Origin of the sequence: Streptococcus sp. NCTC 11567 (assembly GCF_902141215.1) — a bacterium.
GTDB classification, from domain to species: domain Bacteria; phylum Bacillota; class Bacilli; order Lactobacillales; family Streptococcaceae; genus Streptococcus; species Streptococcus dysgalactiae.
Genome location: NZ_LR595857.1, coordinates 1,706,368 through 1,728,203, shown reverse-complemented (window position 1 = coordinate 1,728,203; position 21,836 = coordinate 1,706,368). Strand labels below are relative to the sequence as shown.

At 40.0% G+C, this 21,836-nt stretch carries 24 protein-coding genes and 1 pseudogene; 22 read left to right on the top strand and 3 right to left on the bottom strand.

From position 1 onward, the window contains the following. From FQT67_RS08580 to FQT67_RS08475, 22 genes and pseudogenes are all read left to right on the top strand, one after another. Positions 1-1,221, top strand: a complete 1,221-nt coding sequence (locus FQT67_RS08580; RefSeq protein ID WP_003055341.1) for a phage portal protein — start codon at positions 1-3, stop codon at positions 1,219-1,221. Then, positions 1,199-1,864 (top strand): head maturation protease, ClpP-related, encoded by a 666-nt coding sequence (locus tag FQT67_RS08575; RefSeq protein ID WP_046176820.1) that lies wholly within the window; start codon positions 1,199-1,201, stop codon positions 1,862-1,864. Before FQT67_RS08580 ends, FQT67_RS08575 begins: the two co-directional genes overlap by 23 nt. Positions 1,865-1,888: 24 nt before the next feature. Further along, a complete protein-coding gene (locus tag FQT67_RS08570) occupies positions 1,889-3,076 on the top strand; it encodes a phage major capsid protein (RefSeq protein WP_046176819.1) in 1,188 nt (395 codons plus the stop codon). 144 nt (positions 3,077-3,220) lie between these two features. Then, positions 3,221-3,523, top strand: a complete 303-nt coding sequence (locus tag FQT67_RS08565; protein ID WP_046176818.1) for a head-tail connector protein — start codon at positions 3,221-3,223, stop codon at positions 3,521-3,523. Continuing rightward, positions 3,520-3,867 carry a phage head closure protein gene (locus FQT67_RS08560; RefSeq protein ID WP_046176817.1) on the top strand — a complete coding sequence of 116 codons (348 nt, stop codon included), beginning with the start codon at positions 3,520-3,522 and terminating at the stop codon, positions 3,865-3,867. The genes FQT67_RS08565 and FQT67_RS08560 overlap by 4 nt, the downstream gene beginning before the upstream one ends. Continuing rightward, positions 3,864-4,241: an HK97-gp10 family putative phage morphogenesis protein gene (locus FQT67_RS08555; protein ID WP_003055321.1), complete on the top strand. Its 378-nt coding sequence runs from the start codon at positions 3,864-3,866 to the stop codon at positions 4,239-4,241. The genes FQT67_RS08560 and FQT67_RS08555 overlap by 4 nt, the downstream gene beginning before the upstream one ends. After that, the gene (locus FQT67_RS08550) at positions 4,238-4,663 is read left to right on the top strand and encodes a hypothetical protein (RefSeq protein ID WP_003055350.1); all 426 of its coding nucleotides are present in this window, start codon (positions 4,238-4,240) and stop codon (positions 4,661-4,663) included. The genes FQT67_RS08555 and FQT67_RS08550 overlap by 4 nt, the downstream gene beginning before the upstream one ends. A 15-nt stretch (positions 4,664-4,678) precedes the next feature. Beyond that, entirely contained in the window at positions 4,679-5,224 is a 546-nt protein-coding gene (locus FQT67_RS08545; protein WP_046176816.1) for a major tail protein, read from the top strand. Between the two features lie 107 nt (positions 5,225-5,331). After that, entirely contained in the window at positions 5,332-5,652 is a 321-nt protein-coding gene (locus tag FQT67_RS08540; protein ID WP_046176815.1) for a hypothetical protein, read from the top strand. A gap of 209 nt (positions 5,653-5,861) precedes the next feature. Next, positions 5,862-9,800: a phage tail tape measure protein gene (locus tag FQT67_RS08535; protein WP_046176813.1), complete on the top strand. Its 3,939-nt coding sequence runs from the start codon at positions 5,862-5,864 to the stop codon at positions 9,798-9,800. Beyond that, positions 9,800-10,507, top strand: coding sequence for a distal tail protein Dit (locus tag FQT67_RS08530; RefSeq protein WP_046176812.1), 708 nt, complete (start codon positions 9,800-9,802; stop codon positions 10,505-10,507). Before FQT67_RS08535 ends, FQT67_RS08530 begins: the two co-directional genes overlap by 1 nt. After that, positions 10,504-12,651: a phage tail spike protein gene (locus FQT67_RS08525; protein ID WP_143936415.1), complete on the top strand. Its 2,148-nt coding sequence runs from the start codon at positions 10,504-10,506 to the stop codon at positions 12,649-12,651. The genes FQT67_RS08530 and FQT67_RS08525 overlap by 4 nt, the downstream gene beginning before the upstream one ends. After that, entirely contained in the window at positions 12,651-13,502 is an 852-nt protein-coding gene (locus FQT67_RS08520; RefSeq protein ID WP_046176810.1) for a collagen-like protein, read from the top strand. Before FQT67_RS08525 ends, FQT67_RS08520 begins: the two co-directional genes overlap by 1 nt. Next, positions 13,502-14,137, top strand: a complete 636-nt coding sequence (locus FQT67_RS08515) for a hypothetical protein (protein ID WP_046176809.1) — start codon at positions 13,502-13,504, stop codon at positions 14,135-14,137. Before FQT67_RS08520 ends, FQT67_RS08515 begins: the two co-directional genes overlap by 1 nt. Positions 14,138-14,147: 10 nt before the next feature. Next, positions 14,148-16,061 (top strand): gp58-like family protein, encoded by a 1,914-nt coding sequence (locus tag FQT67_RS08510; RefSeq protein ID WP_046176808.1) that lies wholly within the window; start codon positions 14,148-14,150, stop codon positions 16,059-16,061. A 13-nt stretch (positions 16,062-16,074) separates the two neighbouring features. After that, on the top strand, positions 16,075-16,506 hold the full coding sequence (locus FQT67_RS08505; RefSeq protein WP_046176807.1) for a DUF1617 family protein: 432 nt from the start codon (positions 16,075-16,077) through the stop codon (positions 16,504-16,506). 2 nt (positions 16,507-16,508) lie between these two features. After that, positions 16,509-17,120, top strand: coding sequence for a DUF1366 domain-containing protein (locus tag FQT67_RS08500; RefSeq protein ID WP_046176806.1), 612 nt, complete (start codon positions 16,509-16,511; stop codon positions 17,118-17,120). A 10-nt stretch (positions 17,121-17,130) separates the two neighbouring features. Beyond that, positions 17,131-17,430: a hypothetical protein gene (locus tag FQT67_RS08495; protein WP_002988799.1), complete on the top strand. Its 300-nt coding sequence runs from the start codon at positions 17,131-17,133 to the stop codon at positions 17,428-17,430. Continuing rightward, positions 17,427-17,612 carry a holin gene (locus tag FQT67_RS08490; protein ID WP_002988802.1) on the top strand — a complete coding sequence of 62 codons (186 nt, stop codon included), beginning with the start codon at positions 17,427-17,429 and terminating at the stop codon, positions 17,610-17,612. The genes FQT67_RS08495 and FQT67_RS08490 overlap by 4 nt, the downstream gene beginning before the upstream one ends. A gap of 110 nt (positions 17,613-17,722) precedes the next feature. Next, positions 17,723-18,919, top strand: a complete 1,197-nt coding sequence (locus FQT67_RS08485) for a glucosaminidase domain-containing protein (RefSeq protein ID WP_046176804.1) — start codon at positions 17,723-17,725, stop codon at positions 18,917-18,919. Positions 18,920-18,951: 32 nt separating this feature from the next. Next, positions 18,952-19,134: pseudogene (locus tag FQT67_RS08480) on the top strand (holin); the annotation flags it as partial. 201 nt (positions 19,135-19,335) lie between these two features. After that, positions 19,336-20,541: a Fic family protein gene (locus FQT67_RS08475; protein WP_053042312.1), complete on the top strand. Its 1,206-nt coding sequence runs from the start codon at positions 19,336-19,338 to the stop codon at positions 20,539-20,541. A gap of 320 nt (positions 20,542-20,861) precedes the next feature. Here the strand turns inward: FQT67_RS08475 and FQT67_RS08470 are convergent, their stop codons facing one another. The 3 genes from FQT67_RS08470 to FQT67_RS08460 are packed head-to-tail and all read right to left on the bottom strand — an operon-like array spanning position 20,862 to position 21,829. Continuing rightward, entirely contained in the window at positions 20,862-21,152 is a 291-nt protein-coding gene (locus FQT67_RS08470; protein WP_046176802.1) for a hypothetical protein, read from the bottom strand. A 15-nt stretch (positions 21,153-21,167) separates the two neighbouring features. Then, a complete protein-coding gene (locus FQT67_RS08465) occupies positions 21,168-21,353 on the bottom strand; it encodes a helix-turn-helix transcriptional regulator (RefSeq protein WP_046176801.1) in 186 nt (61 codons plus the stop codon). Next, positions 21,350-21,829, bottom strand: a complete 480-nt coding sequence (locus tag FQT67_RS08460) for a hypothetical protein (protein ID WP_046176800.1) — start codon at positions 21,827-21,829, stop codon at positions 21,350-21,352. Before FQT67_RS08460 ends, FQT67_RS08465 begins: the two co-directional genes overlap by 4 nt. Between the last annotated feature and the right edge of the window lie 7 nt (positions 21,830-21,836).

Genomic DNA, 21,836 nt, shown 5'->3' with positions numbered 1-21,836 from the left:
ATGAGTTTTTTCCAACCTTTGGGAAGTTCAAAGGTGTCCTACGATGACTACATATCGTCGGTGTTAGCTGGTGATGTTTCTCAACAATATCTTGGGGTGTCGGCGTTAAAAAACAGCGACGTACTAACTGCGACATCCATCATAGCAGGAGATATTGCGAGGTTTCCTTTACTTAAAAAAGATATTACTGGAGATATTATTCATGACGAGGATATTAATTATCTTTTAAATGTTAAATCCACAAATAATGCGAGTGCTAGGACTTGGAAATTTGCTATGGCAGTCAATGCCATTTTGACCGGCAACTCCTTTTCTCGTATCTTACGAGACCCCAAAACAGGTCAGGCTTTGCAGTTTCAGTTTTACAGACCGTCAGAGACAACAGTTGAGGAAACGGATAATCATGAAATCATCTACACTTTTACTGATACTTTAACAGCGAAACAGGTTAAATGCTTCGCTCACGATGTCATTCACTGGAAATTCTTTAGCCATGACACAATTTTGGGTAGGTCTCCTTTACTGTCTTTGGGTGATGAGATAGACCTACAAAAAGGTGGTATCAATACTTTAATTAAGTTTTTCAAGGATGGTTTTTCGAGTGGCATTCTAACCATGAAGGGCGCTCAATTAAGTGGAGAAGCACGGCAAAGAGCGCGACAAGACTTTGAAAAAATGCGAGAAGGTTCTGTTGGTGGAAGTCCGCTAGTATTTGATAGCACAATGGAATATACACCGCTAGAAATTGATACTAACGTTTTGCAATTAATCACGAGTAACAATTTTTCAACCGCTCAGATTGCCAAGGCTTTACGAGTACCAAGCTATAAACTTGGCGTTAATAGCCCTAACCAATCTGTAGCTCAACTGATGGAGGACTATGTCACAAACGACTTGCCTTTTTATTTTGACGCGATCACAAGCGAATTAGGGCTTAAAACATTGAATGACAAGGACAGACGTCTGTATCATATCGAATTTGACACACGGAGTGTCACAGGTCGTAATGTTGATGAGATTGTCAAATTGGTTAACAACCAAATCTTGACACCTAATCAAGGACTTGTTGAACTTGGTAAGCAAAAATCTACAGATCCTAATATGGATAGATACCAGTCTAGCCTAAACTATGTCTTTTTAGACAAAAAAGAAGAATATCAGGACAAGGTTGGTATCAAAGGGAAAGGAGGTGAGGTAAATGCCAAAGAGGATAAATCTTAAAGGTCCGCTAATTTCAAATAACTCTCAAGAAGTTTACGACTATTACGGAATGGAAGCCGTTAGTGCAAAAAGTATTTTTGATAACCTTCCCGAAGACAATAGCGATATTATCTTGGAAGTTAATTCAAATGGTGGTCTAGTCACTGTCGGAAGCGAAATCTATACGGCTTTGCGAAATTATAAAGGAAAAGTAACCGCAGAAATCACTGGTATGGCTGCAAGTGCAGCATCAGTGGCTGTTATGGGAGCTGATAAAGTCGTCATGAGTCCAACCGCTCAGATGATGGTGCACAAAGCACTTTTTAATTGGGTGTCTGGTAATAGCGATGACCTAGACAAAGCTTCTAACGCTCTGAAATCTAGCGATAAAGCTATCGTGAATGCCTATGTCGCAAAAACAGGGCTATCGGAAGATGAAATCATGGATTTGATGCGAAATGAAACGTTTATGTCCGCTCAAGATGCCGTAGAAAAAGGTTTTGCTGACGAAGTGATGTCTTTTGAAGCAGTTGCTAGCATTGATAATTCAATATTGCCACAAGCGGTAATTGATGATTATTACGCAAGTAGAAATAGACGTAAAAAAGAAATTCGCAATATGTTACTAGAAATTGAAAAAGAAGAAATTTTACAAGGGCTATAGGCTCTTTTTTTATTGGAGGAATTTATGTTCGAAGAAAAAATCAAAGAAATTAAAGCGACTATCGCTAGTTTAAACCAAGCGATTGCTACGAAAACAACAGAAGTAAAAAATGCTTTGGAATCAGATGACCTTGAAGCTGCTCGTTCAATTAAAGCAGAAATTGAAGAAGCTAAAGCAAACCTAGCAGAAGCAGAAAATGACTTGAAAATGTATGAAGCTAGCATTGAAAAAGGCGGTGCAGAAAATACTGGAGGAAAAGAAGTGCCACAAGGAACTAAAACATACCGCGAAAGCGTTAACGAATTTATTCGTTCAAAAGGAAAGGTTGTTAATGAAGGTTTACGATTCGAAGGTAAAGATGAAGTACTTATTCCACTTAATCAGACAACACCAGTAGACCCTGAGACTGATGGTGTTAAGAAAACAGACGTAAAACCTGTTTCTAGCGAGGAAATTCTTTATACACCAGCTCGTGAGGTTAAGACAGTTGTTGATTTAAAACAATTTACTAGCATCCACCCAGCTAAAAAAGAATCAGGGAAATGGCCAGTATTGCAACGTGCGACTGAAAAAATGGTTAGCGTTGAAGAATTAGAAAAAAATCCAAAACTAGGCAAACCACAATTCAAAAACGTTGAATGGGAAGTTAAAACTTACCGTGGCGCAATCCCGCTATCTCAAGAGTCAATTGATGACGCAGATGTAGATTTGGTTGGTATTGTTGCTGAAACAATCGGTCAAATGAAAGTTAATACAACTAATGATGCAATTGCTAAAGTCCTAAAAACATTTGAGGCTAAAGCTGGTGTCAAAACATTAGATGACATCAAAAAAATCCTAAATGTAGATTTAGATCCAGCTTACAATGTGTCATTTATTGTATCTCAAAGTTTTTATCAAACCCTAGATACTTTAAAAGACAAAAATGGTCGCTACTTGCTTCAAGACTCAATCACCTCTGCGTCTGGCAAAGTGTTCCTTGGAAAACCAGTATTTGTCCTATCTGATGACGTAATTGGTAAAGACTCGGCTTTTATCGGAGATTTTAAGCGCGGCGTGTTATTTGCTGACCGCAAAGACTTAGGTCTTCGCTGGGCAGATAACGAAATCTATGGACAATACTTGCAAGCTGTCCTTCGCTTTGGTGTCGCTAAGATAGATGACAAAGCTGGCTACTATGTGACATTCACGCCAGAACAATTGCCCTCATAAGGCCACTGAAGAAGTGGCGAAACCAACTAGTAAGAGCACTGTAGAAGAAATTAAACGCTATTTAACAAGCAAGGGAATTGACTTTAGTGGTAAGACCTTGAAATCAGATTTACTTGCGCTAGCAGGCGTTGAAGAGGTATAGCTATGGCTGTATCAAAAGAATTATTAGACAGTGTAAAGCTCTATTGTAAAATTGACTTTGAATTTGAGGATGACATCATCAAAGAAATGATTGAATCTGCTCAAGAACAAATTTGTTTTGCGATAGACAGCGACTCAACCGCAGACACGTTTAAGGATAGCGCTAAATTTGCTTTAGCCGTCAAAAAACAAGTCAAGGAAGAGTACGAACACCGTGGCCTGTCAGCGGATAGTATGCGCTATCCGTTGGCTAATGGTGTGTTAAACATTATCCATCAATTAAGACTGAGGGGTGATGAATCGTGATCACACGCAAGATGAACGTCAGGATAACTATCTTTAGTCAATCTGGCGGTCAGAATGAAGACGGAGAGGTTATCTCTGCAATTAGAAAAGACATCTATACATGTTGGGCGGAGGTGTTAAAAACTCAATTAAGAGATTTTAACTACCAGTCCAAGTTTCAAAACACTAGCAACCTACCTACCAACAAAGATACTAAGGTTTTTTTGATTAGGTATAACCCTAAGTTATCTATTGATAACACGATGTTTGTTGAATTTAACAATCGTATCTATAAGATAGATAAAATTGAACCTGACGATTCTGGGAAGGACATGATTATGATCAGCGGGGTGAGCCTATCATGACAAAAGGTTTGGATGAAATTTTAGCTAATCTCACAAAGCTTGAAGTAAAAGCTCCTAAAACAGCGAAATCAGCAGTAACTGAAGTTGCTAAGGAGTTTGAAAAAGCACTTAAAGCAAATACTCCTGTTTATGAGATTGAAACAGAAGAAAGACTGCAAGAAGATACTGTTATCAGTGGTTTTAAAGGAGCTAATGTCGGTATTGTTTCAAAAGAAATCGGTTATGGTAAAGCAACTGGTTGGCGTGCTCACTATCCTAACGATGGGACGATTTATCAACGCGGTCAGGACTTTAAGGAAAAAACAATCAATCAGATGACACCAAAAGCTAAGCAGATTTACGCTGAAAAAGTGAAGGAGGGACTAGGACTTTGATTGCTGAAACGACAGCTTATAAATTATTAAGTAACGATAAGACACTAAATGAGCTGTTGGATAAGCTCAGAGGTGGTTCTTTTAAAAATGGATTTAAGCAAGGCATATTTACCTATGACATTCCAGACAACCCTATTGATTTACGCAAAGCAGAGTTAGCGCCTTTTATGCGAATTAACACAACGCTAGATGGTCCTGCTGATTATGCTGATGATGAGATACTTTGTAATGAGCAACGTATCACCATCAATTTTTGGTGCAAAACAGCTTCAGAAGCTGACCAAATTAGCAAATGTATAGATGATATTTTAAAAAAAGGCGGTTTTGAAAGATACACCGCAAACGAAAAACCAAGATATAAAGATAGCGATATTGACTTACTCATGAATGTAAGGAAATACCGCTATTTTGATTTTTATTAAAGAAAAGAGGAAAAAATGGGAAAAGTAAAATTTGGATTACGTGATTTTGAATATGGGGTAGTTGATGACAACGATAAGGTGGCAACATCTAAAAAACTTCCTGGCATGAAATCGGCAAAACTTGATATTACCAATGAATTAGTAACTGTAGCTGCCGATGATGGCCCATACGTAGTTTTGTCTGGTGGAATCACTGAAACAAAACTTGAAATTGAAGTGTTAGACTTGACGTCTGATGCACGCAAAGATTTCTTTGGGATCACCGTAGAAAACGGGATTGAGAAGTACAATAAATCACTCACGCCAAATGATGTGGCTTGTATGTTCCGTACAAGTGATGAAAATGGCAAAGCTATCTGGGTCGGTTTGCTAAAAGGTAAATTTAATATCCCTGGAATGGAAGCACAAACCAAGGATGGGGCACCAGATCCTAAAACTGATACTGTAACCGGAAACTTTGTAGCCCGTGGAGAAAACGGTGATGTTATCGTTATCGGCCGCGAAGATGCTGAAAAATTTAAGTTAGAAACGTTCAAAGGAATGGTATTCCCAAAGTCGTAGTGGAAGACCATCGAAGTTCTGATGGTCTTCCTGATAGCCGTCGTGAAGATGAAGTTGTTTAAGGTTGGATTTAAAATCCAACCTTTTATTTTTGACAAGGAGTAGATATGTACGAAATTACCTTAAAAAAAGGCGGTGTTGATAAAGTTTTTTCGAAAGACTTTATCAATGTCGAAGATAATTTGTTGGCTGTTGAGCATCAAGTTAGACAAAGCGCTGTATTTAACGATGAGAAAAGACGTTTAGATTCTAAAGCGCATAGAAAACTTAACGAATCTTACTTGCAAATGTTTGTTGATATGTACGCTGGTCAGTTTACTGTTGACGACTTAAAACAATCTGACATGAGTGTTTTAAACACGCTCAACGACCTTTATATCGCTGCACTCGGAGGAGAGCAAGAAGAAGCCGAAAAAAAGGCACAATAACTCCTCAAGAAGCTAAAGAAAACTTACTCTTGTGGATACAAAGTCTATTAAAAAATGGGTACACCATTTTAGATATTAAAAAAATGCGCTTAACTGACATTGAACTTATGGTACAAGCGCTAGAAATTGAAACTGTCGAAAAAGAAGAAGTGATTGAAACGACCTTAGACAAGGCTTTCCCATTCATTTTCGGCTAGAAAGGAGACTGAATGGGGAATATAGGTGATTTGGTGGCAACAGCCACATTAGACATATCACCCTTTATGTCAAATACAAGAAACTTAAAGACCTATATGAAAGGCTTAGACAACTCGTTAAAAGCTGTTGAGAATAGTTTTCGCGGACACGGCGGACGAATTAAGGGGCTTAAAGCAGTCTATACTGAAACAGGCAGTGCCTTAAAAGGCTATCAAGACTTGTTAAAGACTCAATCTCAAAAGTATAGCGACTTAAAAAGAGAAATTGGCGATGTCAATAATGCTACTGCTGAACAAAAGCAAAAACTTATTGGCGCAAAATCAGCAATGTTGGATACTGCTGCAAAAGTCACGGAATTGCAAAACAGATTGCGAGCTTTAGCTACAGAAACTAGTGTCTTTACTCGTTTTGGTAAAGCGGCTGAAAGAGTGGGCGGCAAGATGAAGTCGTTTGGCGATTCGGTAGCTGGAGTTGGTGCTGCATTTACAAGAGGAGTTACGGCTCCGATTGTTGCAGGAGCTGGTTATGCTATTAAAGCGGCTGTCGATTATGAATCTGCTTTTGCCGGTGTCAAGAAAACCGTGGATGAAACGGCGACGGTATCCTATGCTAAGTTGTCGCAAGGCATTAGACAAATGGCCAAAGAGTTGCCAGCCAGTGCTGTTGAAATCGCTCACGTTGCAGAAGCAGCAGGTCAATTAGGAGTTAAGACAGGAGATATTCTTAGTTTCTCTCGTACAATGATAGATTTAGGAGAATCTACCAATTTATCCGCAGAAGAAGCGGCGACGTCTATTGCTAAAATTGCAAATATTACAGGTCTAGCATCATCTGAGTATTCGCGTTTTGGAAGTGCTGTCGTTGCGTTAGGGAATAACTTTGCGACAACTGAAAAAGACATTGTTGCAATGACCAACCTTGCAATGACCAACCGTATAGCAGCATCTGGTAAGCTTGCGGGCTTAACAAACCAAGAAATGCTTGCCTTAGCAACTGCTATGTCAAGCGTTGGTATTGAAGCAGAAGCTGGTGGCACAGCGATGACTCAGTCGTTATCAGCTATTGAGCGTGCAGTATCGGCAGGTGGTGAAGATTTAACTAAGTTTGCTCAAATCGCTAATATGTCATCCGCCGATTTTGCTAAAGCATGGAAAGAAAAACCTATTGTTGCTTTGCAGGAATTTATCAAGGGACTTGGTCAACTTGACAAAAAAGGCGAAAGTGCCACAAAAGTGCTTGACGAACTTGGCTTAAGTGGTATTCGACAGTCTAACATGCTTAAGTCTTTAGGTTTAGCATCCGAGACTTTAGGCAAGGCTCTAGACACCTCAAACAAAGCTTGGCAAGAAAATACAGCGTTGACCAACGAAGCTAATAAACGCTATGAAACAACTGAATCTAAGCTAAAAATGCTCAAGAACGAAATCAACGATGTAGCCATTGAGTTTGGCGGGCCTCTAGTTGACGCATTGAGAAATGGGCTCGAAGCAGGGAAACCAATTATTCAAATGGCGGCAGATTTAGCTAAGCAATTTAACTCGCTTGACAAAGAGCAACAGCAGCAAATTGTTAAGTGGGGGCTTATCGCAGCTGCAGCAGGACCAGCTTTATCTATTTTGGGTAATGGTTTTAGTGTTATCGGAGGCACTATCCAAGCCCTTGGTAAGATGGGCCGTGGGTTAGGTGCTTTATCAGGTTGGCTACGCACGTTTAAAGCCGGTGCCGTAGCAGCAAGTGCTGGTGCTGAAGCGGCAGCGACTTCTATGGGTGGTATGGCTGGAGCAGTTGCCTTACTAAGTAACCCAGTAACGTGGGGTGTTTTGCTAGGTGGTGCAGCCGTTGTAGGCATAGGTTTAATTGCCGATAGTATTTATAAAGCCCACAAACGTACAGAAGAGTGGGGGACTGCTGTTTCTCAGACGGAAGCTGTTGCTTTGAGCAACTTTAAGAAAAAAGTTGACGAAACCAACACTTCTTTGCAAATGTTCGAGGCAGGCGCAAGTAGCGTTAAGAAAGTGACGGAAGCTTTTGACGACTTGGTCGGAAGTATTGAAAAATTAGCTCAATCAAAATTAGACAAGAATATAAACTTAGCTAAAAAATTAGGGTTGTCAGAAGAAACCATAAATGTTTTGAAATCCAAGACTGAAGCCGTTGTTAATAATGTTAAAGGGATGAACGCTCAGATAAAAGCTATTATGGAAAAACATAATGGCGACATGAGTAAGCTTTCTGAGACGGAAAAAGAGTTAGTGTTAAGAAATCAAAGAGAAATGATTAGCACACAGCTTGATTTGATGAAGTTTTCTGCGTCAGAAAAGAAAGCTTTAACAGCTGCTTTAAATAACGAGTTAGATGCTCTTAATGCTAGACAACTTGAAAAAGTATCTGAAAATACCGTCAAGATGCTTGATAAAGAAAATTCGGCATATAAGACAAAAAAAGCAGAGTTAAAAGAAATTTTAAAACAATTTGGAAGTGACACTAGTAAATTGAGTGCTGAAGAGTTGGCCGCTAGACAAGAAGTTTTGAATAGACTTACCGAACTAAACATGCAGCACAACCTGAAGACTAAAGCTTTAAGTGATCAGTATCTTGCTATCCAGAGGGAGCGAGTCCAACGGTTAAAAGAATCTGGTAAGAGCCAAGAAGAAATTCATCGGGGGATAAGCCAAATGGCGTCTGACATGGCACAAAAGCTTGGCATTAGCTATGACGATGCTTATCGTAAACTAGCTTATTACACTGAAAAATCTGGTGAAACGTTGAAAGTCTTATCACGCAATACCGCTAATGCCACGGCAGAGGTGGCGGCAGCTAACGCTCAGTGGGATAGTCTCTTTACTAGCGACAATCCACAACAAAGTTTAAACGAGTTGCTGTCAACAGCAGAAGGTTGGAATAGCTTTGAAATCATGGTCAAAAATGCAGATGTTGAACCAACAGGTAGAGCCGCTCTTGCTGAAATGCTAGTGGCAGGTGGCCAATGGCAAAACATGACTATTGAGCAAAAAAAATTAGTTGTCGATGGGCAACAGGCTATGATTGAAATTTTTGATAGCAAAGAGTTATTAGCACAATGGCAAGCGTTAACGCCAGAAGAGAAAGTTTTGTTAGCGAAAAATCTAACACAAGAACCAACGCTGTCGGCTCAACAAGCCCTTGACAGTGTTAAGCAAACAGTACCAGCCGATGTTAATGCAAGCGACAAAACAGCAGGTGATACTCAGTCGGCGCAAAGTAAGATTGATAATGTCAAGCAGAAAGTACCGGCTGATGTGAAGGCATCGAATAAGACCGGGCCAGATGTTGCGAGTGCTAATAGGGCTGTTAATAGTCCTAAACAAAAAAGTCCCGCTGTTATTAGAGCTCAAGATAATGCAAGTGGCGTTGCAGAAAATGTTATGTGGTCGTTAGCTAGAATCCCAAGAAGTGTTACGACAACCATTACAACGTTTGTCCGTAAGATTTTCGGACACGAAAAAGGGACTGATTTCCACCCCGGCGGTCTGGCCATGGTCAATGACCAAAAAGGTCCTCTCTATAAAGAGTTGGTTACCTTACCAACCGGAGAATCATTTATCCCAAGTGGTCGAAATGTTATCCTTCCTCTGCCGAGAGGATCTAAAGTCTTAAAGGCAAGCCGAACAAAACAATTATTCCCGCATTATGCAAATGGAATAGGTTTTGATGATACCAAAATTGCCAATCTAACAACACGTTTAAAAAGTGTGCGTGACAAAGGGCAAGTAATTGTCAATAATGGCCCTCAAATAGCAGAATTGATTAAACTACTTAAAGACAGAGATGACAGAAATGTCACAAATAATTATACCTTGAACGCTACTAATAACAGTAATTCAGAAGATATGTTTAGCCAAGAAAATATGAGGCGGCTACTCAGAGAATTAGCTTACTACACAAACGGAGAAGGAGGGAGGTTAGATTAGTGAGATACATTGAATTTAATGGTACTAAAAGCAATGATTTAGGTTTGTTACTAGAACGCGAGCGGTCAATAAAATCAACAAATAATGACGTTGATTTAATCGAAGTAGCTGGTCGTGACGGTGTACTCTTAAAGGATAATGACCGTTTGAAAGTCATTGAACAAGACTTCCCGTTTTCTTTGGTTGGCGATGTCACAGTTTATGAGCAAAAGATAAGCGAGTGGTTACACGTCAAAGGTTGGCATGATTTAGTTTTATCTTGGGACAAGGATTATATCTATCGTGCTAGTGTCGTCAATCTTTTTGAGATAGACGAGATTTTAAAGCAGTTCGGTAGGCTTAAGATTAACTTTTTAATCCACCCTATCAAATACTTAAAAACAGGTAAACAAAGTGTGTCGCTTGTCAGCGGTGCTACTTTGCAAAACCCTGGTAATGTCCAGGCTAAACCTATCTTAAAAATCAAAGGTACGGGTAATGGTGTTTTAACCATTAATGATTTTGAGACCGGGCTGGAAAATGTGCAAGGAGAACTCGTCATAGACATGGAAAGGCATCTTGTTTATAAAGATGTCTTATCCGCTTGGGATAATATCGTAAGAACAGAACATCACCGTATGCCTTTATTTGATGTAGGCCAAAATAAAATCTCATGGACTGGTGACTTTACGATCACCGCAATACCTAATTGGGGGGTTAAAGTATGATACCAGTTTTATATGAGGCTAAAGAGACCAGGTTTAGGACTTTTGGTCTTGGAGAGATTGCAGACGCTTACGAGATTAAAGTCACTCGTGAGCGTAATGGCAATTACTCACTATATATCAAATATCCTTTAGATGGTGTCTTTGCCTCTGTCTTTAAAGAGGAGATGAAGATTAAGTCTGACGCTGGTCGTAGGACTAAGTGGCAAACTTTTGAGATTAATCGGGTACTACGAAATAGCAAGGATCACATTGAGATTTTTGCAAGACACATCTCAATGCGCACACAGGATATTGCTTTAAAACCATTTGTGAATGGGTCTAGTATCGGTGCTGAGTCAGCCTTAGAAGTCTGGAAAGAAAACCTTGTCGGTGATGATAAGTTTGATGTTAAAAGCGACATCTTAACGCTCGGGAGTTTTAACTGGGAAGTTGATAAAATCGGCAATGCCCGTGGCGCTCTCGGAGGTGTCGCGGGCTCAATCTTGGATGTTTACGGTGGTGAGTACGAGTTCGACAATCGTACCATCATCTTACACAAACAAATGGGGCGCAAAGCACCTACTGTGCTGGAGTATGGTCGCAATATCGTCAGCGTAGAGGAGGAGCGCCTGCTAGATGGCAATTACACCTCTATCTATCCTTACGTAAGATATACGCCACAACCAAAACCGCAAGAAGAAGCCTCTGGTAAGCCGCACGTAGGCGAGCATGAGCAACCCGAAGAACAATTGGTGACGCTGCCCGAGTTTATCCTAGATGGTCAGTATCTTGACTTATATGCTCAACGCAGAATCCAGATGGTTGATTTGTCAAGCCATTTTAACGATGACAAAAATAAAAAAGAACCAACAGTTGAAGAAATCAGAAAGCTGGCTCAGAAGTACCTTAAGGATAATAACATTGGTGCGCCAAAAGTCAGTATCGAGGTTGATTATATCGACTTGTCACAAACGCTTGACTATCAAGATTTCAGGGTCATGGAAGAAGTAGAGCTTTGCGATATCGTACCACTCTACTATCCAAAATTTGGCATCACAACCGAGACCGAAAAAGTAGTGGAGATTGTCTATGACGTCTATACAGATAGCAATCACACGATCAAGTTGGGTACGATTGGCCAGTCAATCTCTAAAAGTTTAACAGGCGGGGTCTCAGAGCGTATTAATGCGCTGGAAAATAATCAAAAGGTTATTACTAACAACCAAAAGCAGTTTGAGCTTAATCTGCCTAAATATCTCCTAGACATCAATGGTAACCGTGTCTGGTACGAAAAACCAGATGACAATATTGAGCACAAGATAGGTGATTACTGGTTCGAAAAAAATGGTAAGTATCAGCGCACTTGGATTTGGGATGGCAAGCAATGGGTTAAAGTACTAGATACTGAGGATTTGAATTTTGCTCAAAGGGCCTATGATGCCGCAATAGCCGAATTCGAAAAAGCCAAAAAAGCGCAGGAAGAAATCAATCAACGCACCGATAAAGAGCTTGAAGAGTTCCGAGCCACCCTCAAAAACCTAGCTTTGCCAGAGGAAGCCATTAAAAAAATCACAGATGCTATCAAAGTTGATGACATCCCGTCGATTAAACAAAGCTTTGACGACCTCAAAAACAAAGTCAGCGAGACAAGCGAAGAATCTCGTTTAACTGCCGAAATTTTAGGAAACAACGGTAAGACCCGCTACAACAAAAATTTATTAGTTGGCGACCCTAATCGTACCAAGACATATGATGAGGACTTTATTGAGGTAGAAGCCAATGACGGTGGCTTTAAGCGTGGCGAGACCTATACGATTAGCTTTAGTCAGACATGTGAGCTGCTTCAAAAAGTGGCTATCACGCTTACTCAAACTAACAATAAAGGTCTCAAACTGGTACTGACACCGATCAAAGCAAAAATGGCGCCACAGACCTTTGACCTGACAAAGGATAAAGAGATTATCAGCGTTTATCCTTTGAGTTACACGGCTATTTTAACAGGCGACTGGTATAAATCTAAGCAAGTAGATTTAAATGCGTCAGAGGGGCAAATTTTAGCTCTGGAGATGGATTATAAAGAGGTTGTGGATGGTAATAATGCTGATTTAGTTTTGGACTGGGCGGAAAACCCAGATGTTATTTTTGATGGAAATGGAGGTATTTAATGTCAAAAGAAGTTGCATCAGCAAGGATACAGCATAGAGGCATGTCCACGCAAGAGTGGGAATCAAGTTCTGATATCTTAATGGAGCGAGAAATTGGAATTGACACGACTACGGGTTACCCCAAAGTTGGCGATGGTGAAAGCCGATTTAGTGAGCTAAAAGACTTGCGTGGTCCTATGGGACCTCAAGGTCCTACAGGAGAAAGAGGCCCGATTGGCCCAACAGGTCCGATTGGCAAGACTGGCGATACAGGTCCGCAGGGTCCGCCCGGCCCCGCGGGGGAGCAGGGTCCTAAAGGTGACACTGGCGCTAAAGTAACTAGTGGCACTAAAGTAACTAGTGGCACGTTAGCAGAGGGACAATTAACACTTAAGTTAGATGATGGCTCAGAGGCTGTTGTCGAGGGCGATTTTAGAGGACCACAAGGACCGACCGGGCCACAAGGTCCTAAAGGTGCTGACGGTAAAATGACCTTTGAACAGCTCACGGAAGAGCAGCGGAAGCAACTAAAAGGTCCTAAAGGGGACCCTGGTCAAAGAGGAGCAGATGGTCAGCGAGGGGAAGCAGGCCCTCCTGGTCCTAAAGGAGATAATGGTGCGCCTGGTCCAATGGGTCCAAGAGGAGAACGGGGACCAGCAGGAGATCCAGCGGCTTTGCCTTACGACGTTGTACGACGAGGGGAGCTATCAGGCTACATCAGACAAGCTGATATACGATCGCTGATTAACAACGCAGGCAAACTCAAAGATGAGACGACAGGACAATATCTATCTGTCCGTGTGGTGGATAAAGGTAGTGTGCCGATAGACACGACTGGCATGATTGTGTTTGAACGCTCTGGGGGTAAGTAATGGCAGTACAAGAGATACCAGATGGCTTTTTTTATCGGTTAATAGAGCAAACAGTAGATATAAAACTGGTTTGGGATAAGGACACACAAATAGGTAGCTATTATATATCTATACACGATAAGTATAGTTTTGAATATGGCGGAAATGTTAACATCTATAAAATCGTATCTAGCACACAGGCTGATGTGTATAAAGCTAATAAGTATAATTATCAATCATCATCAAAACCAGATACTAGCGTTACAAAGCCTCCTACCGCGATGGGTTTGTATCAATCAATCACGATTGACGGACGGGCAATTGGTCGTGTCATTTGTAATAATCAGATCATTTGGTCTCAATCAGCAGAGCCTCAGGAAGCCTACAACATTACAGCGTATGTAGACGCTAACGTATCTAAATTAAATGATTATGCTGTCATTGATTACAATCAGGATTTTGCGACTTATGGGGTTGTCTGGCATCGAGTTGATAAAGTTGCTGTTGAGGTTGACGGCAAAATCGTTGCTAAGCTAAAAAAACCAGTTCGGACAGTTGCCGGTGGAGGCGCAATGCTGTCTATCGAGACGTGGACTTATCCGTTTGATGGGATAGACAAGTATAAAAACCCAACATTTAAAATTTCGCAACATTAGGAGGTAACAATTGAGTAGAGATCCAACGATTTTAATAGACGAGTCAAATTTAACAATCGGCTCAGATGGACGTGCTTATTATACATTTACGGCTGATGGTGACACAAAAAGCGTTAAATTAGCTAACGACAAATGTATTGGTACAACTCGTTTTAACCAGATCATGATTGAGCGAGGGGACAAAGCCACTAACTACGTTGCGCCTGTGGTAGTTAAGGGCAGTGGTGAGTCAACTGGTGTCTTTAAAAGTCTTGAGGAGATGCTTAGTGGTCTACAGTCTATTAATTTAGAGCTGACAGATACCAAAAACTCAAATCTGTGGTCAAAAATCAAGCTGACGACAAACGGCATGTTACGTGAGTATCATCGTGATAACATCACAACGGAAATCATTGAAAAAGCTGACGGCATTGCTACTCGTATCAGCAATGATACTGACAAAAAGCTAACACTTATCAACGACACCATAGACGGCATCAGACGTGACTATCAAGACGCCAATAGACAATTAACCGCAAGCTATCAAGCTGGTATTGAGGGCTTAAAAGCTCAACTAACCAATGATAAACTCGGTTTACGAGCTGAGATACAAGCCTCAGCGCAAGGGCTATCGCAAAGGTATGATAACGAGCTTAAGCAGCTGTCCGCTAAAATCACCACAACGTCATCAGGCACAACCGAAGCCTATGAAAACAAGCTCAATGACTTACGTGCCGAGTTTACTCGTAGCAACCAAGGCATGCGGACAGTGCTAGAGTCAAAAATCAGTGGGCTGCAATCAACGCAACAAGCAACTGCTAGCCAAATCTACCAAGAGATTAGAGACAGTAAAGGCGCTGTCAGTCGTGTGCAGCAAGACCTAGACAGTTATCAAAGGCTCTTGCAAGATGCCGAGAAGAATTACAACTCCCTAAAAGAGACGGTGGCAGGTTATGAGCGCAAGATATCCAATCAAGGTGACACTATCCAGTCTAAGTTTACTCAGCTAAAAGACTTGATAAGCCAGTCTGTGACCTTGGAAAAAATGCAGTCTTACATCAAACAGTCTGGTGACAGTATCATGCTTGCGATCAAAGACAAAATCCCGCAAAGTAAGATGTCTGGCAGCGATATTATCTCAGCAATTAACCTCAATGCTTATGGTGCGACAATTGCTGGAAAAAACATCACTCTTGATGGTAATACCACTGTCAAAGGCGCTTTTACCGCAAAGATAGCCGAGGTTATCAAAATCAGAGCCGACCATATCATCGGCGGGACAATTGATGCGTCGAAAATCAGAGTTATCAATCTTGATGTCAGCAATATTGTTGGCTTGGATGCTAATTTTATCAAAGCTCGAATTAGCTATGCGATTACCGATTTGCTTGAGGGTAAAGTGATTAAAGCTCGTAATGGGGCTATGCTTATTGACCTTGACTCAGCTAAGATGGGGTTTAACAGTGATGCAGAGATTGTTTTTAACAGCACATCAAACATCTTATATAGGCAAAAAATGACTAATAGCTCTCGCTATGGAAATCGCAACAATATTGGCGCTTTGGTTTTTAAAGATGGGTACGAGGGCGGCGTGCAGGTTACGCTTGGAGTCGTATCTGACAAAACGATTGAGCAAGTAAAAAGCGGCGCCGTCGACTGGAATGATGACGGCGCATATGCAGGCATACGTATTAGACGTATAGCACCTTACTCTGACGCAGATGGCGTGGAGCTTATTGGCGACAGAATAATTTTTAGGCATACAACAAAAACATACGTTGCAGGGACGCTCTATTGGCAAAATACGGGCTGGCTCGGAAACTGGAATTTAGGTCGTATTTTGCAAGTTATCAGTAATAAATTCCGGGATCATGGCTGGGGTGCTATTGGAGACATTTATAATTTAGATGCTGCGCAAGATATAAAACCAAACGAATTTTTTTAATCAGGAGATACTAATGGATTTAACACTTAAAAACAAAGATTTAAACACACTTTATGACGTGCTTGACAAAATCAAAGTCACTAACATGCGTGCTAATCGTGGACGTGCGAAGTTGCTCGCCAAAGTCGTTGATAAAATCAAAGAGTATGCCAAGGATGAAGCTGACATCATTGACATGTATGCGGCCAAGGATAAAGATGGCAAGTTTGTCATCGATGAGCAGAAAAACATCAAGATTGAGGATCCGACAAAAATTGATGAGCTTAACGACTTACTGACAGAGCTTGGCAACGAGGACATCACTATCAAAGGACATGAATACTCTAAGCGATTTATTGACTTTTTAGGATACTTGGCAGAATCGGAAGATGAATTTACCTCAGTAGAAATCTTGGTTATTGACACAATTTTAGAACAATTTGAGGAAAGCAAAAAAGGAGAATAACTATGAGAAATTGGAAAGTCACAGGAAAATACCCACAGCCTGACAGTACAGGAGCAGTCGCAAGCACATACGTTGTTATTACAGATGATGACGGCGCTGTTATCCCACAACTGATTAAGCAGGACTTAACCTCAACTAACGATACAGAGACAATCAAAGCTGTCTTGGAAGAGTTTAAAAAATCTGAATACGTCGAAATCGCTATGGGTGAAGCCGTGCAAAAAGTGGACGATTTAGAAAAAATCTCACAGGAAACTGCTAAGACTGCCAAAACTGCTCAAACAGCCGCAGGACTAGCTAAAGTGTCCGCAGAGCGCACGCAAAAGATGATTAACTTACAAACGATCCACGTTTTGACTACTAGCGATAAAGTAGAGCCTGATATTTATAAAGGCATGTTAGAGCTAATCGAGCCAGCCAAAAAAGGTGAGTATCAAGCTTATGACGTGTTTACGGTGGTCGACGATAAACACGAAGAGCAAGCTGGCGAAGGCAACTTAGTCTTTGTCCATGTCAACGAGCCGTTTGAGTATGACAAACAAAGTTTAGAGGACTTAGAATCAGAGGATAAAGTCACAGTCATTAAGTATGCGGATCTAGTTAAGCAGGATTAGAGGTGGTTAGATGCACTTTGATTTACTACAGGCAGGAGCTGCGGCAGCGGCTCTCATGTCTGTTTTTGGTCTTTGGAAGGCAGTTGTAACGCCTTTTAAAAAAGCCATGGAAGCTAATGAGTTTGCCATGGCTCAACTCAAGGACTCTCTCAAAGAGTTAGCTTATGAGCTTAAAAATCTTGATCGCGATCGTGAAATTACCAAAAAAATTATCGATCGTCACGAAGAGCGTTTAGGTCGCGTCGAAGACGAAGTTATTATCAACAAAGAGCGTATTATCACGCTATTTAAAAAAGGAGAAGAAAAATGAGCAAATGGTTTAAAAAAGTAGGAATTAAAACAATCAAAACAATGGCACAAACTGCGGTTGGTCTTATTGGGTCAAGCGTGTTGATTACGGATATTAACTGGCCTACCATGCTATCAGCAGTGCTGTTGTCAGGACTTACTTGTGTCCTCATGAATGTGTCACAAATTAAAGACGAGGAATAAGCCATGCGAGCAATCACACGATTAGCATTAGTTATAGCAATCGCAATACTGTATGTGCCGATGTCTGTGGTTGCTCTTATCTTTTATCCGTTTTTGGATGAGGAGGACAGATGACCTTTTTAGATAAAATCAAACAAGGCTGCTTAGATGGCTGGACTAAGTACAAAATCTTGCCATCCTTGACAGCGGCGCAGGCTATTTTAGAGAGTGGTTGGGGCAAACATGCACCACACAACGCTCTATTTGGCATTAAAGCTGATGCAAGCTGGACGGGTAAGTCATTTAATACAAAAACTCAGGAGGAGTATCAGCCAGGTGTCGTGACGGATATTGTAGACCGTTTTAGGGCTTATGACAGTTGGACTGACAGTATTATTGATCACGGTAAGTTTTTAAACGATAATCCACGCTACAAGGCTGTTGTCGGGGAGACTGACTATAAAAAGGCTTGTCATGTCATTAAAGATGCAGGCTATGCGACAGCTAGCGGCTATGCGGAACTGCTTATCCAGTTGATTGAGGAAAACGACCTACAGGAATGGGATGCCGAAGCCTTAAAAACGAATAAGGAGGAAACAATGACAACCGCAAACGAAATTGTAAAATACTGTGTCGACCTTGCCAATTCGGGCATGGGAGTTGATAAAGACGGTGCTTATGGGACGCAATGCTGTGACTTACCATGTTTTATCGTCAAAAACTGGTTCGGCATTGATTTATGGGGTAATGCCATAGACTTGTTAAATAGCGCATCTGCGCAAGGGCTAGAGGTCGTATATAATGCCCCTGGAGTCAATCCAAAAGCTAGTGACCTTTTTGTCATGGAGGTTGCTGGTAGTCCCTACGGACATACAGGAGCTGTCATCGAGGATAGTGATGGCTATACGATTAAAACCGTTGAGCAAAATATTGACGGTAACTGGGATAGCTTGCAAGTAGGTGGCCCCGCTCGCTTTAACACTCGTGATTTTACTGGCGTTGTCGGCTGGATTAGGTTACCTGTTGACCATACTAACCAGACGGTGGATACAGCACCACAAACCTCTGACACCATCGTGGAGACATCAAAATCTGGTACCTTTACGCTTGATGTCGCAGAGATTAATATTAGACGTTGGCCAAGCCTAGCCAGTGAAGTAGTAGATAGCTACAAACAAGGTGATACTGTCAGCTTTGATAGTGAGGGCTATGCGAATGGTTACTACTGGATTAGCTATGTTGGCGGCTCGGGTATGCGAAACTATTTAGCAATTGGGATAACTGACAAAGACGGTAACATTATCAGTCTTTGGGGTAAATTAGTGTAACCGACATATATGCCGGTAGCAAAAAAGGCGGTAGCTACATTGTTGGTATGGCTGGCAGGCTAAAAGCGATTGAGCAGGAAAATGGACCACTTAACAAGTATGATCAACAGACCGACATAGATGTCGGGCAGTCTGACAAGATTGATGTGGTTATTGATAGCCTGGAGATTACTATTAATGGTGTTACTTACACCGCAACTAAAAAACCAATATAGGAGGTAAAGCTCCTTAAGATAAGACAAACGCCCTCGCTTTGCGGGGGCTGTTTTTATGTTGGATAATAATAATAGCTAAAATCGATTTTAACTTAAAAGAAATTACGTTTTTTTAAAGTTGAAAGAAAAATACACTGCTATACTTGCTTCAATTTTAAAAAATGTTATAATATGTGAAAATAATTGAAATGAGGTAGGATAATGTATCAAACTTTAGAAAAATTAAGTTATAAGAACTATTTAGATTCAGAAAAAGAATACGTTAACAGACTCGAATCTCCATCTACGACAAAATTAAACCTTACCATACATCCTTTCTCTTTCAAAAAGCAGTGTCGAGAGCGGGAAGAATATCCTTTATTTTATATGAATTTAACTTCTCACGCTAAACTGTTAGAGCAAATACAGCAGAATAGTATCCGCTTAAGGGAATTTAAATTACCACAGGTTGCGCAAGATAAATTATTTCTAACTCAAGTGATAAATGAAATTCAGAGTACAAACGATATTGAGGGAGTCCAATCAACACGAAGAGAGATTAAGGAAGCATACGAATCGCCAAAATCCAATAAGCGCTTCTCTGGGATTGTCAAGATGTACTTTGGTATTAAACATTTGAAGGTTGAAAAAATTGAAAGTTTATCGGATTTTAGAGATATATATGATAATATTTTTCTAGACGAAATGTCTGAAAAGGATAGACCAGATGGAAAGTTATTTAGAAAAGGATTGGCTTTTGTGGGCAAGGGAGAAAAAAATGTTCACCAAGGGGACGTTAGCGAAGAACTTATAAATGCCGATTTAACTAAGTTGATTGTTTTTATGAATAGCGATCAAGTACCTTTGATAGTTAAAGCTATTATTACACACTATTTCTTTGAATATATTCATCCCTTTTACGATGGGAATGGTAGAATGGGAAGATTTCTACTATCTTCATATTTATCGAGAAAATTAGATTTGTTTACGGGGCTTTCTATTTCAAATTCTATCTATCAGAATCGAGTAAAATATGAGAAAGCTTTTGCTGGAGTTTCTAATCCTAAAAATAAGGCCGATTTAACATTATTTATTCAGGATATTTTAGAAATTATTATCGATGGCCAAGAATTAATGATTGAAACATCTGAAATGATGAAAGATAAATTAAGAGTTATTGCTTCTATAATTGATAAACTTAATATTACAGAGTTACAAGAGAATTTACTGTTTATTCTTTCACAGAATAGATTATTTGACTTACTCAATGAAAGAATAACTAATAAAGATTTTGTTGAAATTTTAGATAATAAGTATTCTAGAACAAAAGTAAATAATGCATTAATTGAGTTGGAACAAAGGAACCTAGTTAAAAAAGTTAGTAAAAACCCTGTAGCTTATGACCTCGTTAAAGAATTTATTGATTGATTTCCCTCTGCTCCCCCCCTCTATTGACACCCCTGCACATTCATTAGATAATCACACTAGCAAGAACTGCCTGACACTAGCGGCTCTTGCTTTTTTATTTGCTGTTTGTTAGTATGTAGTTATCATCCATAAAATATAAAAGCTATTTTTTCCCAGCCTATGTGGCTGGTTTTTTTGTTTTCTTAAAGTGTTATAATAGAATAAATAAACCAACCGCTCTCTTAGTCGAGGACGGCTTTTTTGTGTTATGTTTTTAGTCCACCAAAACAGACTAAAACAAAAAAGTCCTTTTTATAGGACTTTTTGAATAATACGTGTTATTAATACCCCATCATTTTATTGACGTATGCTTGACTAAATTTCTCATCCAATTCACCTTCGACAAGCGTATATATGCTTGCGAGACTAAACCATTTTTTTATGACTTTTTCTTCAATGCCATACTCAATCAAAAAATCTTTTGCGTCATCTTCGCAATCAAAAAGCCAGCGATCCGCAAATTGATATTGCTCTTTGTGCAACCAAAACTCACCCGATTCAAGGTTTGGGAATTTTTTGATTTCCCATTTGTAGTCTCCAAAATTACATGTTCTACCAATTCCAAATAACATAGATTTTATCTCCTCTCAATCAAACATTTCTTCAGCAAGTTCCGTTAATTTACTGGCAACCTCAAATGTAATATTTTTCATCTTAATGTTTCCGTTTTTTATTCGGGATATTTTAGATTGTGCTATTCCCGTTCGCTCAGCAACCCAAAGCTGGGTTTTGTTTGCTAGCAATCGTTTTATTTTTTCTTCGTCTGCTTTCATTTTATGTCTTCCTTCGGTACGTATTTTTCAACTAGTTTTAGTCTGTAATTGTATGCTTCTTCTGGTGTATTAAAGCCTTTTTTACTATAATTTTTACCGCCAACAGTTAAATAGCTTTGGTATCTTGTCGATCCGTCAGCTAATCTATATTGCAAAACGCCTTTATAACCAGTCTTGTTATTTTTTTGTATCTTATCGTTAATCAAAAAAGTAGCAATGCCATCAACACGTTTTTGGTTATATCCATTATGCGCATTTTCTGCGATTTCTGTCTTTTTAGCTAGGTTTTGAGCTATTTCCAAAGCCAAACAGCCGCATGATTTTGTTGTTCCGTTTTTAATAGCAGTTCCTTTAATTTCAACAAATTTGCCACACGAACACCGACATAACCAGTACGTGTCTTTTTTTGAGTTTGGCACCTCTTTAATAACCGTTAAGCGATTAAATGTTTTCCCTGTTAAATCTAATTTTCTCATCTTTTGA

What these genes read in the sequence shown, in the direction of transcription:
- FQT67_RS08535 (WP_046176813.1), top strand. Translation starts at nt 5,862, where the DNA reads ATGGGGAATATAGGTGATTTGGTGGCAACAGCCACATTAGACATATCA.
- FQT67_RS08545 (WP_046176816.1), top strand. Translation starts at nt 4,679, where the DNA reads ATGGGAAAAGTAAAATTTGGATTACGTGATTTTGAATATGGGGTAGTT.
- FQT67_RS08475 (WP_053042312.1), top strand. Translation starts at nt 19,336, where the DNA reads ATGTATCAAACTTTAGAAAAATTAAGTTATAAGAACTATTTAGATTCA.
- FQT67_RS08505 (WP_046176807.1), top strand. Translation starts at nt 16,075, where the DNA reads ATGGATTTAACACTTAAAAACAAAGATTTAAACACACTTTATGACGTG.
- FQT67_RS08540 (WP_046176815.1), top strand. Translation starts at nt 5,332, where the DNA reads ATGTACGAAATTACCTTAAAAAAAGGCGGTGTTGATAAAGTTTTTTCG.
- FQT67_RS08565 (WP_046176818.1), top strand. Translation starts at nt 3,221, where the DNA reads ATGGCTGTATCAAAAGAATTATTAGACAGTGTAAAGCTCTATTGTAAA.
- FQT67_RS08570 (WP_046176819.1), top strand. Translation starts at nt 1,889, where the DNA reads ATGTTCGAAGAAAAAATCAAAGAAATTAAAGCGACTATCGCTAGTTTA.
- FQT67_RS08460 (WP_046176800.1), bottom strand. Translation starts at nt 21,829, where the DNA reads ATGAGAAAATTAGATTTAACAGGGAAAACATTTAATCGCTTAACGGTT.
- FQT67_RS08495 (WP_002988799.1), top strand. Translation starts at nt 17,131, where the DNA reads ATGCACTTTGATTTACTACAGGCAGGAGCTGCGGCAGCGGCTCTCATG.
- FQT67_RS08520 (WP_046176810.1), top strand. Translation starts at nt 12,651, where the DNA reads ATGTCAAAAGAAGTTGCATCAGCAAGGATACAGCATAGAGGCATGTCC.
- FQT67_RS08525 (WP_143936415.1), top strand. Translation starts at nt 10,504, where the DNA reads ATGATACCAGTTTTATATGAGGCTAAAGAGACCAGGTTTAGGACTTTT.
- FQT67_RS08555 (WP_003055321.1), top strand. Translation starts at nt 3,864, where the DNA reads ATGACAAAAGGTTTGGATGAAATTTTAGCTAATCTCACAAAGCTTGAA.
- FQT67_RS08500 (WP_046176806.1), top strand. Translation starts at nt 16,509, where the DNA reads ATGAGAAATTGGAAAGTCACAGGAAAATACCCACAGCCTGACAGTACA.
- FQT67_RS08580 (WP_003055341.1), top strand. Translation starts at nt 1, where the DNA reads ATGAGTTTTTTCCAACCTTTGGGAAGTTCAAAGGTGTCCTACGATGAC.
- FQT67_RS08485 (WP_046176804.1), top strand. Translation starts at nt 17,723, where the DNA reads ATGACCTTTTTAGATAAAATCAAACAAGGCTGCTTAGATGGCTGGACT.
- FQT67_RS08465 (WP_046176801.1), bottom strand. Translation starts at nt 21,353, where the DNA reads ATGAAAGCAGACGAAGAAAAAATAAAACGATTGCTAGCAAACAAAACC.
- FQT67_RS08470 (WP_046176802.1), bottom strand. Translation starts at nt 21,152, where the DNA reads ATGTTATTTGGAATTGGTAGAACATGTAATTTTGGAGACTACAAATGG.
- FQT67_RS08490 (WP_002988802.1), top strand. Translation starts at nt 17,427, where the DNA reads ATGAGCAAATGGTTTAAAAAAGTAGGAATTAAAACAATCAAAACAATG.
- FQT67_RS08515 (WP_046176809.1), top strand. Translation starts at nt 13,502, where the DNA reads ATGGCAGTACAAGAGATACCAGATGGCTTTTTTTATCGGTTAATAGAG.
- FQT67_RS08575 (WP_046176820.1), top strand. Translation starts at nt 1,199, where the DNA reads ATGCCAAAGAGGATAAATCTTAAAGGTCCGCTAATTTCAAATAACTCT.